The sequence below is a fragment of the Ruegeria atlantica genome (genome assembly GCF_013032455.1).
In the GTDB taxonomy this organism is placed as follows: domain Bacteria; phylum Pseudomonadota; class Alphaproteobacteria; order Rhodobacterales; family Rhodobacteraceae; genus Ruegeria; species Ruegeria atlantica_B.
The window spans coordinates 14472-29046 of the sequence record NZ_WQCF01000014.1 but is presented as its reverse complement, the minus strand read 5'-3'; the positions used below and the strand labels follow the sequence as shown (position 1 = coordinate 29046).

Sequence of the window (14575 nt, the reverse complement as noted above, 5' to 3'; positions counted from 1 at the left end):
CGTGTGTATGTCATGGGGCGAAGCTGCACCTGCTCGGGTCATCGTGTCAAGATGAAGTGAGCAAAACGTCGTGATTCGCCGCGTGGTTTCGGGAACTTTCTATTGTGGGTTGTACGAAGCGCTGCCTCCCGACCGTATCAGGCACGCGTATTTCCCCATTCAAGATGAGAATCGGGAGGTGATTCTGGTTTCACAAAGAGCGCCAGAACGTCCGGTTTCTTAGTCGGCGCGAACTGGTTTGAAGCTTCCGTATCTTCTTTGAGACAGCGGGAGACCAGCTCTTAAGTCACTCCACATGAGGCGATGAGTTTCGTGAGCGGCGTGGAACCCGCCCGGATTTTACCAGCCTTTTTTCACGCAGCAGGGGCATCTCCGCCTGTCATCGGAACGGTCTATATGTCCAACGTAACCGCAAACCGAACAGGTAAGGTGCTCGGGGGCATCCGTTCGGCGGAAATAGCGGCGTTTGTGCTCATTGAACCGCCTGGCCGCTTCTTCATGCGCGCACCAACAGCATAACGTCATGATCCAGCTCTCTAAATTTTGAGGGCGCGCAGCATTCCCGCATCGCTCGCAACTCTGGTTCGCCCTATCGATAGTAGCTGCGACCCAGCCTCGGATGCGTTCATCCTCGGATGCCTTGCTGAAGTAAATCCGAAGTTCACCAAACTTTTGTTTGATCTGGAGAACCTTTGGATAGTCGATCCCAATCTCGTCACTGCGTGCTTTGATCTGCTCAAAGAGCTCAGTCACGATCCCCGACCAGCCCAGTGGGGTCTCACCCAATTCGAGCTCAATGCTTGTTTTAATATCGTCGTAGTCGACCAAATTGATGGTGGCTTCAGCTTCAGACATTGCGCGCCCTCCTGGAATTCCACCGGCAGGGGGTCAGCTCCGATTGGATTCCGCTAGCACTTTGACGGGACAACGGTCTTCACTTGGGACGTCAACTGCAAGTTGTAGTATCTATTACTACAGGAAAGTCGCGTTTCTTTGTGCTGGATTTGCAACTGCTTCACGTCACCCATGGCCACAGGAACTATCTGCCCGGCGGTGAGGTTTTTCCTAAAGCGCGTGCTTTTCATGCCTTTGCTGTTCCAACCGTTCTATCTCGGCTTTCAACAGCGCGATCCTCTGCGATGTCTGATGTTCCGCAATCAGATCGAGGAACATCTTGGTCTTGCCGCCATGCTTCATGCCATAGCGCTCGTAGACCATGGCGTTAAACTCATCCAGTTTCGCCTTCGGAATCCGGAACTGTACGTGCTCATAGTGTTCAGTCTCAGTTTTTGTCATCGAATCCACCTTTTTGGGTGAGGATAGCAGACCAAAGCAAGTGGTGTTGCCAAAGCTTCAGCTAGGACGTCGGCACTCAGAAAAACTCCAGGACGTGTTGTCCATCTCGAGCTGCGCTAACTCACACCACGCGAAATGAACCCGCCCTTCAACTAGCGGTATTGAAGCGCGGGCTCCGGTTTTTCAGCGACGATTCCGGATGGACTTCACCCGTGTTGCGAAGTGTCCCACCAATGAGGTTGCATGAACTGTGGGATCGCCACGGTCTTGCCACTCAGTTTCTGCAAAGATCCTTCTGTCAACTCAAGCGCCATCCATGCCTCTGGTGTCGACATCAGGTCCGGGTATGGCGTCTGCTTGTCCGTCGGGACAAACCCATATCGAGGGTAAAACGTAGGGATGCCCAACACAAACACCGCATCCGTGCCGACGGAACTGAGATGTTCAATACTGGCCTCCATGATCTCTTTCCCAACGCCGTGGCCCTGATACGCTGGTAGCACCCCGCAAGGTGCCAGCAGGTAACAGTTCACGTATGGGTGATCTACGAAGTTAAACGGAGTAAACAGCACGTTGCCTGCGATCTTCCCGTCGCGTTCGGAGCTGATAGAAATCGTGTCCGGGAGGCCGAGGAAGTCTCTGGCAAGCTGAGCGACATCCTCTCCTTCTTCTTATCCAAAGGCCAGCCGGTGGACTTCAATAATAGCGTCAATGTCTGCGTGGTTCATGGTTCTTTCCTATCTTTGGCTCATTTGGGCGCGCACGGATTTGATCCCCAACGCGGAGGCGCGATAGGGATTGCCGTTTTTCGAGTGGATAAAGCGCTTTTTCAGCAAGCGTTGGAAAACACTCAGGGTGCAGTCGGACAGCACATAGCCGTCACGCGTATAACAAGTGACGTCATGGACTTTTCCGTTTTTCAGTCGTTCGAAGTGGATCGCCCCGCCAAGGGCGAGTTCGTGCAAAACACGTTGCTCGTGCTTTGAGATATTCATTGGGATGTCTCGATTTTACGAAAGCACAACAAAAAGGACACTCAGCATCGCGCGTGAGTGTACCCATCAGTGTTGGTGTTCCTGAATTTGGTTCGCCAGGAACGGGCGTTAGGCCCGGGTCTCTTTCATAAAATCTCCGTTGCGTGAGGCGTACCGCCTCATACGTTTGGCGCAGATAGTCCTTCAAGTAAGAAGGGTCAATATCTCTTGAGGTCCAGATGTCTCATTTTGAGTGCTGGCGTGCATCCTTTGTCGTGCGCGTCAGCACCCAATCGATACCTCGTAAGAGTTCGTCGGTTGTTAACGGGTTGTTTCCTCCGTTCGACGCGGAGAGGAAAGTTTTCGGCAAGAAGATCGGTGAAGTTATCACTCGTAATTGCCCACAAACTGAATCCCTCTGATAAAGGTTGAATTTTGCTCATCTAAGTGCACCTATGATTGAGGCATAGGGCCTGTAGTTGACTGATTTGCACGACAACAACCAACGATTGGCCGATTTCTTTAATCCGTGCAAAGTTATGGGCAAATCGTGCAAAATTATGCGCAAATAGAGCGCAAGACTATGGGCGAGGACTCCGTAATTTTCTGAATGTAATCAGTGTCTGGGACGCAGCGTTATGCGCGCACCTACAGGGGTTTGTAGGTTTGCGCATAACTTTGCATTTCGCCTAAAGGTTTGCATCTTTGGCCCAAAACCTTGGGCGCAGTAGCCATCCACTGATTTTGGAGTTCGACGCTTTTTGCCTGTCGGTCAAATTCTTGGCTGTTTCCAAACCATTGTTATAGTTCCGGAGAAGCGTGTCTGATTGCCGCTTTCAACTCCAATTGCGCATCCCTTGAGGAATTATTTGATGTCGACTCCTGAGTTAAGTGACCCACCGATCGCCAACTTTTATCACCTTGGCTGATCGCGGACGGCCTTGAGACAAAATTAGGGCAAAGCGTATGCGGGAAAGTCATTAAAAACGGTTCTGTTTAAGTATGCGCGATCGGCGCACTGATTCAGTGATCACCAGGGCTTCGGGTGCTCCAACTGTCATGCAGGTACGACGGTCGGCCTGTCAGGCATCCGCCTTTATCAAATCGCTTGCCTTTTCGCCGATCATGATCGCCGGTGCATTTGTGTTGCCACTGACGATTTCCGGCATGATCGAGCAATCAGCCACCCGCAGGTTTTGTATGCCGAGCACCTTCAGTTTTGCATCGACGACAGAGGTCTCAGCGTTTCCCATCGCGCAGGTTCCAGTTGGGTGATAGATCGAGGCAGTGTTCGATCTGGCCCAATCAAGTGTGCCTTCATAATCGTCGTGATGCAGCTCTGCTGTCGGTCGAAACTCCTCTGAAATCTTCGAGGCCAGAGGGTTCTGTTTGGCAATCCCGCGCGCGATGTTCACACCGTCGACAATTGTTCGGCAATCCGTTTCAGTAGAGAGGTAGTTCGGGATGATTTTGACATGCCTGGACGGATCAGGACCGTTCAGGCGTAGTTCGCCTCGGCTTTCCGGGCGCAGCTGGCAGACCGACATCGTGAAAGCCGAAAATGGATGCACGCCTTCACCGGGGCTGTCGGCAGACCAGGGTTGAACGTGGAACTGAATGTCCGGAGTTTCAACGTCAGGGCAGGTTTTCATGAATCCGGTAGCAAGGCTGGCGGCCATGGTCATCGGGCCAGCGCGGAAAAGTGCGTATTTCAGGGCGATGCGGGCCTGATTGAACAGGCTGCGGACCTCGTCATTCAGTGTCGGCTCATTGCATTTGAACACCAGCCGTGCCTGTAGGTGGTCCTGCAATCCTTTGCCGACACCGGGGAGCGCATGTTTCGGTTCAATTCCGTTTTCCTTCAGATGGCCTGGGTCTCCGATCCCCGACAGCATCAAAATCTGGGGGGAGTTGATTGCGCCACCAGACAAGATGATCTCGCGCCGGACTTTCAAGGTCTGCTCTGCACCCGAACGATCCCGATAAACCAGACCGGTTGCCTTTTTCCCGTCCAAAACCACCCGCGTCACAAGGGCGTTGGTGATGATGTTGAGGTTCTGACGACCCCGGATAGGCTTCAGATAGGCCACAGCAGCGCTGCACCGGCGGCCATTTCGGGTGGTCAGCTGGAAATATCCAACGCCTTCTTGCTTGGCGCCATTGTAATCCGGGTTGAAGGGATACCCTGCAGCCTGTGCTGCCGCGACCCAAGCGTCGCAGATAGGGCGTTGAATGCGCATGTTGGATACAGACAAGGGTCCACCGACGCCATGGAATTCATCCTCGCCCCGCTCCTGATCCTCGCAGCGTTTGAACAGGGGCAGGACGTCATCCCAACCCCAGCCTTCATTGCCCATTTGCCGCCAACGATCATAATCCTCTTTCTGACCACGTACATAGAGCAACCCGTTCAGCGAGGATGACCCGCCCAGAACCTTCCCACGCGGCCAGTCAATGGATCGTCCGTTCAGCCCCGGATCAGGTTCGGTGCGATAGCACCAATCAACCGAAGGGTTATGCATGGTTTTAAAATAGCCAACGGGGATGTGAATCCATGGGTTGGTATCGCGGCCACCCGCCTCGAGCAAAGCAACAGTCGTATTTGGATCGGCGCTTAACCGATTGGCAATAACACAGCCCGAAGACCCCGCGCCAACAACCGCATAATCCACTTCCATGACCGCCTCCTTCCAACGTCGTTGAAAAAAACTCTATGCAAGATGCAAGAAATATACTAGCCTTTTTTGATACAAAACGTCTCAATAATTGTGATCAGGGAGGTAAGCAATGGAGATCGGTCGGAAACTAAGTGGTATTTCACGGCGGGATTTTTTCCGCGTGGCCGGACGTTATGGCATGAGTTCGACACTGCTGGCTGCAGGCGGGTTCGGTGGGGCGATGAGCCTTGCGAATCTGGCGCAGGCAGCCGAATCAACCTATGAAAAGCGCTTTTCGAAAGAGCCGAAGCACACGCTGAAATTCGGCGCGTCGGGCTTTAACACCCGCAACCTTCTGATCGAACGCGCCGGGGCCATCGAGTTCGCCCGCGATCTGGAAGAGCGTACCGATGGCGAGATTCGGATTGAATTCATCGGCGACAATCAGATCTGCGGTCAGCTGAGCTGTGTCGAGAAAACTCAACAAGGGATCGTCGATATCTATGCGGCCTCGACCCAGAACTCGGCGGGTGGCGCGCCTTATCTGAACGTGCTGGATTATGCCTATATGTTCCCCAGCCGCGCGGCGCAGTATCACTTTTTCTATAGCCCGGCGAGCCAGCGTATCCTGCGCGATCCGCTGGAAAAACGGCATGGGCTGAAATTCCTGTTCACGCACTGTGAACTTCGCGGTCTGCAAATGGGATCAAACTTTGCCGATAAGCCGACTGTGACCAAGTTGGAAGAGCTGTTTGGCACCAAGAACCGGGTTACAGGCACGCAGTTGGGTCGTATCGCCATGCAGCTTCTCAACCTGAACCCGGTCCCGGTGGCGTGGGAAGAAACGCTGGACGCGCTAAAAACAGGTTTGATCGACGGTGCCGAAACATGGGCCTCGGCCGTGGCTTACGCCAACATGTCTCCTGTGGTGTCGCAATCGGTGAACTTGAAGTTCTTCTGCGGTACCGAGCACACCTCGATGTCCGCCAAGGTGTTCGACGGGCTGGGCGGTGAATTGCAGGATGCGGTTATGGAGTCGTCCTACTTCACGCAGGCGCTGATTCAGGGTGCGAATGAAGCTGCGTTGCTGAACACTGTCGGTTTCTCAGACCCTCAATTGCCAAACACGATCTTCGCCGAAAATGGCGTGCGCCCGGCCTTCCTGGCCGATGATCAGATTAAGTTGGCCGAGGAAATGTGCGCTCCGAACTATAACCCCGAGCCATGGGCGCAGTGGCGTGAACGCCTGAACAAATGGGCCGGTGGCATCGATACTTATCAGGAAATCTACGACATCGCGCGCGAGATTCCGGCCGATACGCTGCCGGAAAACGTCGAGCCTCGCCGTTGGTGGAAGGGCGAAGCCTGATAAACTCACACGAACCGGCCCGTCTGGGCCGGTTCCACTAAACACCGACTGGGAGGACAGGGTTCATGTCATTTTGGGCAGATGTCGGCGCGATATTCAGTGCTTTACTCACCTTCGATTCATTCGAGATTCAATCCGCGCTGGAATCCGACGCAACTTGGGTCGTAGGTGCAATCGTCTCAGCCCTGGGTGGGCTCCTCATCATGTGGATTTACCAAAAAGTGCCGTTTGTCGAACGCCACTTTGAACGTGCCGTGATGGTTTATTCCTACCTTGCAATTGCCTTCATCATCTTTTGGGGCGTGATTGACCGGTTCGTATTCAACGATCAGGAACCCTGGTCCACCACGATCCCGCCACTGCTGTTCATGGTGATGGCATGGTTCGGCGCGTCTTATAACGTGCGGCTACGTACACATTTAAGCTTTAGCGAATTCCGCACTTCGATGCCGCGTGGCGGGCAACTGGCTTGTCTGTTCCTGGACGCAGTGCTTTGGTACATCTTCGCGGTCATCGTCATTGTGACCACTACTCGGCTGGTGGCGCTGTCGGCGTCGAACTTTCAGATCGTTCTGGGTACTGACAACATCATGCAGTGGTGGTTCCTTTTGGCCGCACCGCTGTCGTTCTTTTTGATGGTCGGGCGGGTGTTTCAGAACCTCGCAGACGATCTGCACAACTGGAAAACAGGTGAGCCGCTGATCCAGCAGGCCGTGATCGGAGCAGACTGATGACAGATGGAACCATGGTCACACTGATCTCGGTTGGGGTCACCTTCCTGTTCATGCTGGGCGTGCCGGTGCTGCTGGTTATAGGCTATTGGGTCATTGGCTGCTCGTTTGTCCTGGGCCTGACGTTGGACAATATGGGGGCCGAGCTGTTGAACGTGTTCAACAAGGGCTTTGCCCTGCTGGCGATGCCGCTGTTTATTCTGACCGGAGACCTGATCAACAAATCGGGCATTGCTCGGCGGCTCAGTGATTTTGCCTATTCCTGTCTAGGCTGGATACGTGGCGGGCTGGCAATGGCGTCGCTGGGGGCCTGCGGGCTGTTCGCGGCGATTTCGGGGTCGAACTCGGCAACAACCGCGACCATTGGGTCGATGCTGCACCCAGAGATGGTCAAGGGAGGATATGACGAACGCTTCAGTGCTGCGACCGCAGCAGCGGGCGGTACGGTGGGGATCATCATTCCTCCGTCGATCATCTTCATCGTCTACGGCTTCCTCATGAACCTGCCGATCTCGGAACTGTTCGTAGCCGGTATCCTGCCCGGTGCGCTAATGGTCTTCGGGATGCAATTCGCCTGCTGGATCATATGCCGCATGAATGGTTGGGGCCACCTAATCCCGCTGCAACTGAACCGCGTGCTGAAAACCGCGTTCGGCGCATGGCTCGGCTTCTTCGCCATCGGGCTGGTGCTTTGGGGCATCTACACGGGCAAATTCTCGCCCACCGAAGCCGCCGGAGTCACCGTGGGCTTCTGCGTCATCGCGGGTCTGGTCAGTTATCCGATCAACCGGATCATGGGCGCGAGGAACGATATCCCGCCGACCGAAAAGACGTTCGCAGAAATGTTCGTGGTCGAAGGCTTCACGATCCCCGAGATCCCCTCGATCGTCATCCGTTCGGCCCAGATCACTGGTATCCTCGCGCCGCTGATCGCAATTTCGGTTGTGATGCAGCAAATCTTGTCGCTGCTAGGCGCGCAAGAGACCATCGGGAACTTCGTGACTTCGATGGGGGGGTATCATGCGGTTCTATTTACCTCGATGGTGATTGTCTTCTTCTCGGGCATGGTGCTGGAAAGCCTGCCTGTCACGATTATCCTCGCCCCGATACTGGCTCCGATTGCAGCTTCGGTTGGAATTGATCCTATCCATTTCTCGGTGATCTTCCTTGTCGGGGCATCCATCGGGTTCATCACTCCGCCTTACGGGTTGAACCTCTACGTAGCTTCAGGCGTGACCGGAGTGCCTTATTTCCGGCTGCTGCGGTACACAGTACCTTATTTGGTCGCGTTGCTGTCGGTGTGGATTTTGGTGTCTCTTGTGCCCGATCTGGCCTTGATCCTGCTGCCAAATAACTAGACTGTTGCGGAATGGCAGAGACGGAAACACAAGACAAAGAAACTCAGATTCCAACAAACTTGCGCCTTCTTCTCATCCTTGAGGAGGTGGCGCGACGCGGGGTCGCCGTCAAACCATCGGACCTGATCGAAGCCTTAGGTCTGGCCAAGCCGACCGTTCACCGCCTGTTGCAAACCGCAGAAGCCGAAGGCTTTCTGCAACGTGATCTGGATGGACGCTCGTACGGTCCTGGACATCGGCTGCGTTTACTTTCGGTCAACACGATGTCTTCCGAGCACCTGCGCACGGCGCGCTTGGCAATCTTACGCAGCGTCGCCGAAGAAGTCGGTGAAACTTGCAATCTCGCCATCCCGGACCGCGAGGGGATGATCTATCTTGATCGGGTGGAAACCAAGTGGCCACTGCGCATTCAGCTGCCGGTCGGTACGCAGGTGCCCTTCCACTGTACCGCCAGTGGCAAATTGTATCTGTCCACTCTAAGGCAAAAAACCCTGGACGGTTTTCTTTCGGCTGGAAACCTACGATCGCAGACTGAACGATCTCTGACTGATCCCAAGGCGTTGCGAGCGGAAATCCAACACATCGCTGAGAACCGATATTCCACCGATGACGAAGAATTCATGGCCGGAATGGCTGCCCTTGCTGTGCCCGTTCAGGATGGCCAGGGCAGATTGGTGGGCACGCTTTCGGTTCACGCCCCGACCCAACGTCATGACGTCAACAGCCTAATGTCGTTTCTGGGCACACTGCAAAAGGGAGCGAATGAGCTTTCGGCTCTTTTGGCCGAGTGACTACGCCCAGGCCACCTGGCCGCTAGATGACGGTTGCAGCGAGTGTGTTTGCTGACAGTCGGCAGATTGCGGGCCCGCACTATGATTCACTTAGCGCGTTGTTTCTGGCATAAGCCGTCGTTGGAATCCGGGCCAGTGTCGTGCCTTATGTGGCCTAAGCAAGAGGTTCGATAAGATAATTCTGCAGGGCGGCTGAATATTGGAACATTCTTCTGATTTGGGTGGTGGTAAACCCGCAGCAAACCCCATATTAAAGGCGCCACGAGTCCCTTAGGCAGAAAAACAGTCCCGTGTTCGATCTACCCGCGCAGCGCGCGCATCTCTCCGAAAAATATGATCTGAACCCTTCGCCCGAGCTTGCCGCAAGCATGAGCGATATCTATGACCGCATGTCGCGCGTGGTTTCGCCCGTAGATTGGGCGATTTATGCGCCCTATGTGAAGGCGATCAACGATCTAAAGGCGGAACGCAACGCGGTCATTCTGGGCCACAACTACATGACGCCCGAGATTTACCACGGCATTTCGGATTTTGGCGGCGACAGTTTGCAACTGGCAATTAAGGCAACTGAAGTTGAGGCCGATGTGATCGTGCAGTGCGGCGTGCATTTCATGGCTGAGACGTCGAAAATCCTAAGCCCTGAAAAGACGGTTCTGATACCGGATATGGAGGCCGGATGCTCGCTAGCCGAGTCGATTACGGCCGATGGCATTGCGGAGATGCGCCGCAGGTATCCCGGCGCGCCCGTTGTGACCTATGTGAACACCACGGCCGAAGTCAAAGCAGCGTCCGACATCTGCTGCACCTCGTCCAATGCGGCGCAGATCGTTGCAGCGCAGGACAGTGACACGGTGATTATGACCCCGGACCAGTATCTGGCGCAGAATGTTGCGCGGGACGTGCCGCAGAAGAACGTGGTCTGGTGGGAAGGCTCGTGCATCGTGCACGAACAGTACAGCGCCAAGGACCTGCGCGATTTCCGCGAATGGAACCCGGGCACGCGGCTTATCGCGCACCCGGAGTGCCCGCCAGACGTTGTGGCCGAGGCCGATTTCTCGGGCTCAACCAGTGGCATCATCAAATACGTCACCGATGAGATGCCGGAAAAGGCGCTGCTGATCACCGAATGCTCGATGGCCTCGAACATCGCTGATGCATTGCCCGAGGTTGATTTTGTCGGACCCTGCAACATGTGCCCCTACATGAAGAAGATCACGCTTGAGAAAGTGCTGTTCGCTCTGGATACCATGACCGGACAGGTCGAAGTCGACGCAGAAGTCGCCGACAAGGCGCGCCTGTCGGTTCAGCGCATGATTGATCTGTCGCGCAAACTGGGCATTTGATCGACAAAATGCAAACAATCGAAACGCCGCGTGTGGTCATCATAGGCGCCGGGCTGGCTGCGGTTTATACCGCGCTGAAATTGGCGCCGCTCCCGGTGGTGATGATTTCGCCCGAGCAGCTTGGGTCCGGCGCAAGCTCGGCTTGGGCGCAGGGCGGCGTCGCGGCGGCCATGGCGCGAACGGACAGTCCCGAGGCGCATGCGGATGACACCATGCGCGCGGGCGCGGGGTCGGTACTGCGCGAGGTGGCCGAATTTGTGACCAAAGCCGCGCCAGAACATATCCTCGATCTGTCCGAGCTGGGCACCGGGTTTGATCGCACCGCTGACGGTGGGTTCGTGCAGTCGCGCGAGGCTGCTCATTCCGCGGCGCGGGTGGTGAGGGTCAAGGGCGACCAGGCCGGATCCGAAATCATGCGCGCACTGATCGAGGAAGTGCGCCGGACGCCGTCGGTGCAAGTGGTCGAAGGTGCTGAGGCCGTCGGTCTGGAAAGCGACGGCGCGCAGGTGACCGGCGTATATCTGACCAGCGCGCAGGCGTCTGGAGCGGGGCCGATGCTGCTGCGCGGAGCTGCGCATGTACTGGCAACTGGCGGGTCATGTGGGCTCTATGCGCAAACCACCAATCCCGCGCGTATCCGGGGGCAGGGGATTGGCATGGCCGCGCGCGCCGGTGCGCGGATTGCCGATGCAGAGTTTGTGCAATTCCACCCGACAGCCATTGATGTGGGCGAAGACCCGACGCCGCTGGCGACCGAGGCGTTGCGCGGCGAGGGGGCTGTTCTGATTGACTGCGATGGCCACCGCTTTATGCCTGATATTCACCCCGATGCCGAGCTGGCCCCGCGCGACACGGTTGCACGCGCCGTCTATGTTCAGATGCAGGCGGGCAAACGTCCGGCGCTGGACACGCGTCATGCCATAGGGGCCGAGATCGTAACGCAATTCCCGTCAGTGACAGAGGCCTGCAAACGCAACGGCGTCGATCCTGTGACCGACCCAATTCCTGTGACTGCATCGGCGCATTACCATATGGGCGGCGTTGAAACCGATCTGGCGGGGCGCAGCTCTCTGACGGGGCTTTGGGTGTGCGGCGAGGCGGCCTCGACCGGTTTGCATGGGGCTAACCGGCTGGCTTCGAACGGGTTGCTTGAGGCGCTGGTTTTCGCGCGGTCCTGCGCTCGGGACATTGCAACCCAGGTGTCGCTTGAAAACGCGTCCGAGGTCGAGCTTTGCCTAGTCCAAGGCGGTAATTCAGTCGACGTAAAAGACGTGACAACCCTGCGTCAGGTCATGACCGAGCACGTCGGTGTTGTGCGCGATGAATCCGGGCTGCGCCGGGCCCTGACCGAGATCGCCGCCCTCGAGGCTCGGCACTCGGACTCTGACCTGTTCCTGAACATGACCGCCACGGCTACTCTGATCGCTGCCGCCGCTTTGCTGCGCGAGGAGAGCCGCGGCGCACATTGCCGATCCGATTTTCCTGATCCCATCCCCGGCCCTGGCCGACGCTCGGCCTTGACGCTGAGCGAGGCCTTAGCCTTGCGGGACCGCATTGCGAAGGACGTAACATGAATTTCCCGGCCTTGCCTGACATGATCCTCGAACCCATAGTGCGGTCCGCGCTGATGGAGGATCTGGGCGCCAATGGCGATGTCACCACACTGACCGTGATTCCGGCTGACACCACCTATAATGCCCGGTTAAACGCGCGCGAGGATGCGGTCGTTTCGGGCATGCAGGTGGCTGCTTTGGCGTTTCGTCTGGTCGATCCGTCGTTGGAGGTCATCATCCATGTTGCTGACGGCCAGCGTTGTAACAAGGGCGACACGCTGATGGAGATCAAAGGCAGTGCGGCCTCGATCCTGTCTGGCGAACGGGTCGCGCTGAACTTTGCGGGGCGTATGGCGGGTGTCGCAACTGCTACGGCTGCTCTGGTGGCCGAAGCCGAGGGTACCAAGGCGCGCATTACTTGCACCCGCAAGACCACGCCTGGACTGCGCATCGTTGAAAAACAGGCGGTGCTGCATGGTGGCGGGTTCAACCACCGTTTTTCTCTTTCGGACGCGATCCTGATTAAGGACAATCACATCGCCGCAGCCGGTGGTGTACGGGCGGTTCTTGACGCTACTAGGGCCCGAGCCTCGCACATGATGAAGGTTGAGATTGAGGTGGACACGCTGGACCAACTGGCCGAGGTGCTTGAGGTCGGCGGCGCGGATGTGGTGTTGCTGGACAACATGGCCCCTGCGACCCTTAAAGAGGCGGTCGAAATGGTGGATGGCCGCATCGTGACTGAGGCTTCGGGCAATATCAGCCGCGATACAGTGGCTGCTGTGGCAGCGACGGGTGTGGACTACATCTCATCAGGTGCGCTGACCCATTCTTATCGCACCATTGATATCGGGCTGGACTTCTGACGAAGTGCCAACGACTCTGGCGTTGATGGATGTGGGGCGTATTTGCAATATGCAAGTCACCCGAAACTGAGTGTCGGCTAATGGACTGCGCTAATAACCCTAAATTCGCGGCAGAGTGTAAATTTCGACCGGACTAATCTGGCCTGCCCATCGCGCCCGGTCGGTGAATTGTGACCTATGTCAATGACAGCGCCCCTGTGGTGGTGTCCATTGGCCATCGATTGCTGACCGAACTGCGCGACTACGACTTTTCTGAGGGAACGCGTGCTTTTTTGCCGATACTCGGCGAGGTCGAACAGCTGGAGGATTCAAATGGCTGATGGATGCGCTTGTGACCGGCATGCTCATATGTATCTGACGGTATCCGACGCTCTGGCTCGGGGCCTGTCCGTTGCCGACCCAATCAAAGAAACCGAGGCTGTGTCGCTGATCGATGCGATCGGACGGGTGTTGGCCCAAGATTGTACCAGCAAGGTGGATATGCCTGCCTTCGATAATTCGGCCATGGACGGTTACGCCATTCGTACGGCTGATCTGGGCAACGGCCCTATGTTCACCCTGCCAGTTGCCGGGCGCATTGCCGCTGGTGATGATGGCACACATTCTGCACCCGTGGGCACGGCGTTGCGGATTTTCACCGGCGCGCCGGTGCCTTCTGATTTTGACGCGGTTCTGATGCAGGAAGATTGTGAGGTTACCGCCGACGGCATCCGTTTTACCCGCCGACCCAAGCCCGGACAACATATCCGCCGCTCGGGCGAAGACTTGAAGGCAGGTGCACCGATCCTGCGTCAGGGATGTGAGATCACGGCCCGCGAAGCCGCCGTGCTGGCCTCGGCCGGGTACGGAGAGGTGACTCTCTATCGCAAGTTGAAGGTCACCATTTTTTCGACTGGCAGCGAATTGCGGCAACCCGGTGAAGAACTAGGCCCCGGCCAAGTCTATAATTCGAACCGCTATATGTTGCGCGCGTTGTTGGGCAAACCGTGGATCGACCTGACGGATGTGGGGCCGGTTGAAGACGAACCTGCGTTGTTGGAGCAGGTGCTGCGTGAAGCCTGCGAAAGCGCGGATCTGATCATCACCACGGGCGGCGTGTCGGTCGGTGACGAGGACCACATGCCGCGCCTCTTTGCTGAAATTGGCGGGCAGACTGATGTGATGAAAGTGGCGATGAAACCGGGTAAGCCGATCATGTTCGGTCGCCGTGGCGATGCGCTTTATGTCGGGCTGCCGGGAAACCCGGTTTCGGCCTATGTGACATGGCAAATCATCGGGTCGCACATGATGGCGCGTCGGGCAGGTTTGCACCACACGCCGCAAACACCGGAAAACGCGGTTCTGGCCGAACCGTTGGAGCGCCGGGCAGGTCGTCAGGAATACCGCCCCGTCGTGATCGAAGGCGTGATGCCAGACGGCACCCCTCGTCTGCGGCTGATGGCCCCGTCGTATAGCGGTCGGGTCGCATTGCTTGCGCAGGCCGATGGCCTGGCCGTCATCCCCGCGGAAACAGAAACGCTTGCTATGGGGCAAGTTCTGCCTTTCCTGCGCTTTTGACGTCAACGCCCGGTGATTTCCCATTTCTGCAAGCCTCAGGTGTTTTGCGACCGGTCCAGGCAACCAGATGGGATGAGAAC

At 56.6% G+C, this 14575-nt stretch carries 14 protein-coding genes; 9 read left to right on the top strand and 5 right to left on the bottom strand.

All coding sequences use genetic code 11. The features are described from left to right. Nucleotides 1–339: 339 nt before the first annotated feature. The 5 genes from GOW93_RS18565 to GOW93_RS18545 form a co-directional block, all read right to left on the bottom strand. Nucleotides 340–855 carry a hypothetical protein gene (locus tag GOW93_RS18565; RefSeq protein ID WP_170387528.1) on the bottom strand — a complete coding sequence of 172 codons (516 nt, stop codon included), beginning with the start codon at nucleotides 853–855 and terminating at the stop codon, nucleotides 340–342. Nucleotides 856–1065: 210 nt separating this feature from the next. After that, the gene (locus GOW93_RS18560; RefSeq protein WP_170387526.1) at nucleotides 1066–1296 is read right to left on the bottom strand and encodes a DUF1192 family protein; all 231 of its coding nucleotides are present in this window, start codon (nucleotides 1294–1296) and stop codon (nucleotides 1066–1068) included. 206 nt (nucleotides 1297–1502) lie between these two features. Then, complete coding sequence (locus GOW93_RS18555) at nucleotides 1503–1868, bottom strand: GNAT family N-acetyltransferase (RefSeq protein WP_170387524.1); 366 nt, start codon at nucleotides 1866–1868, stop codon at nucleotides 1503–1505. A gap of 165 nt (nucleotides 1869–2033) precedes the next feature. Beyond that, on the bottom strand, nucleotides 2034–2291 hold the full coding sequence (locus tag GOW93_RS18550) for a YjhX family toxin (protein WP_170387522.1): 258 nt from the start codon (nucleotides 2289–2291) through the stop codon (nucleotides 2034–2036). Between the two features lie 1061 nt (nucleotides 2292–3352). After that, on the bottom strand, nucleotides 3353–4948 hold the full coding sequence (locus GOW93_RS18545; RefSeq protein WP_170387520.1) for a GMC family oxidoreductase: 1596 nt from the start codon (nucleotides 4946–4948) through the stop codon (nucleotides 3353–3355). A 109-nt stretch (nucleotides 4949–5057) separates the two neighbouring features. Here GOW93_RS18545 and GOW93_RS18540 point away from each other — a divergent pair, with 109 nt between their 5' ends. The 9 genes from GOW93_RS18540 (at nucleotide 5058) to GOW93_RS18500 (ending at nucleotide 14495) form a co-directional block, all read left to right on the top strand. Then, the gene (locus GOW93_RS18540) at nucleotides 5058–6296 is read left to right on the top strand and encodes a TRAP transporter substrate-binding protein (RefSeq protein ID WP_170387517.1); all 1239 of its coding nucleotides are present in this window, start codon (nucleotides 5058–5060) and stop codon (nucleotides 6294–6296) included. A 65-nt stretch (nucleotides 6297–6361) separates the two neighbouring features. Continuing rightward, nucleotides 6362–7027 (top strand): TRAP transporter small permease, encoded by a 666-nt coding sequence (locus GOW93_RS18535; protein ID WP_170387515.1) that lies wholly within the window; start codon nucleotides 6362–6364, stop codon nucleotides 7025–7027. Further along, on the top strand, nucleotides 7027–8385 hold the full coding sequence (locus GOW93_RS18530) for a TRAP transporter large permease (protein ID WP_170387513.1): 1359 nt from the start codon (nucleotides 7027–7029) through the stop codon (nucleotides 8383–8385). Before GOW93_RS18535 ends, GOW93_RS18530 begins: the two co-directional genes overlap by 1 nt. A gap of 11 nt (nucleotides 8386–8396) precedes the next feature. After that, complete coding sequence (locus tag GOW93_RS18525) at nucleotides 8397–9176, top strand: IclR family transcriptional regulator (RefSeq protein ID WP_170387511.1); 780 nt, start codon at nucleotides 8397–8399, stop codon at nucleotides 9174–9176. Nucleotides 9177–9466: 290 nt separating this feature from the next. Next, nucleotides 9467–10519, top strand: coding sequence for a quinolinate synthase NadA (nadA, locus tag GOW93_RS18520; protein ID WP_170387509.1), 1053 nt, complete (start codon nucleotides 9467–9469; stop codon nucleotides 10517–10519). Nucleotides 10520–10527: 8 nt separating this feature from the next. Then, nucleotides 10528–12093 carry an L-aspartate oxidase gene (locus GOW93_RS18515; RefSeq protein WP_170387507.1) on the top strand — a complete coding sequence of 522 codons (1566 nt, stop codon included), beginning with the start codon at nucleotides 10528–10530 and terminating at the stop codon, nucleotides 12091–12093. Continuing rightward, complete coding sequence (gene nadC, locus GOW93_RS18510; protein ID WP_170387505.1) at nucleotides 12090–12938, top strand: carboxylating nicotinate-nucleotide diphosphorylase; 849 nt, start codon at nucleotides 12090–12092, stop codon at nucleotides 12936–12938. The genes GOW93_RS18515 and nadC overlap by 4 nt, the downstream gene beginning before the upstream one ends. A gap of 170 nt (nucleotides 12939–13108) precedes the next feature. Further along, nucleotides 13109–13258 carry a hypothetical protein gene (locus tag GOW93_RS18505; protein ID WP_170387503.1) on the top strand — a complete coding sequence of 50 codons (150 nt, stop codon included), beginning with the start codon at nucleotides 13109–13111 and terminating at the stop codon, nucleotides 13256–13258. Beyond that, nucleotides 13251–14495 carry a molybdopterin molybdotransferase MoeA gene (locus GOW93_RS18500; protein WP_170387502.1) on the top strand — a complete coding sequence of 415 codons (1245 nt, stop codon included), beginning with the start codon at nucleotides 13251–13253 and terminating at the stop codon, nucleotides 14493–14495. Before GOW93_RS18505 ends, GOW93_RS18500 begins: the two co-directional genes overlap by 8 nt. Nucleotides 14496–14575: the final 80 nt, after the last annotated feature.

Bases quoted from the DNA above. Each gene is read 5' to 3' on its own strand.
- GOW93_RS18515 (WP_170387507.1), top strand. From the start codon at position 10,528: ATGCAAACAATCGAAACGCCGCGTGTGGTCATCATAGGCGCCGGGCTG.
- GOW93_RS18535 (WP_170387515.1), top strand. From the start codon at position 6,362: ATGTCATTTTGGGCAGATGTCGGCGCGATATTCAGTGCTTTACTCACC.
- GOW93_RS18540 (WP_170387517.1), top strand. From the start codon at position 5,058: ATGGAGATCGGTCGGAAACTAAGTGGTATTTCACGGCGGGATTTTTTC.
- nadC (WP_170387505.1), top strand. From the start codon at position 12,090: ATGAATTTCCCGGCCTTGCCTGACATGATCCTCGAACCCATAGTGCGG.
- GOW93_RS18545 (WP_170387520.1), bottom strand. From the start codon at position 4,948: ATGGAAGTGGATTATGCGGTTGTTGGCGCGGGGTCTTCGGGCTGTGTT.
- GOW93_RS18560 (WP_170387526.1), bottom strand. From the start codon at position 1,296: ATGACAAAAACTGAGACTGAACACTATGAGCACGTACAGTTCCGGATT.
- GOW93_RS18565 (WP_170387528.1), bottom strand. From the start codon at position 855: ATGTCTGAAGCTGAAGCCACCATCAATTTGGTCGACTACGACGATATT.
- GOW93_RS18550 (WP_170387522.1), bottom strand. From the start codon at position 2,291: ATGAATATCTCAAAGCACGAGCAACGTGTTTTGCACGAACTCGCCCTT.
- GOW93_RS18525 (WP_170387511.1), top strand. From the start codon at position 8,397: ATGGCAGAGACGGAAACACAAGACAAAGAAACTCAGATTCCAACAAAC.
- GOW93_RS18530 (WP_170387513.1), top strand. From the start codon at position 7,027: ATGACAGATGGAACCATGGTCACACTGATCTCGGTTGGGGTCACCTTC.
- GOW93_RS18500 (WP_170387502.1), top strand. From the start codon at position 13,251: ATGGCTGATGGATGCGCTTGTGACCGGCATGCTCATATGTATCTGACG.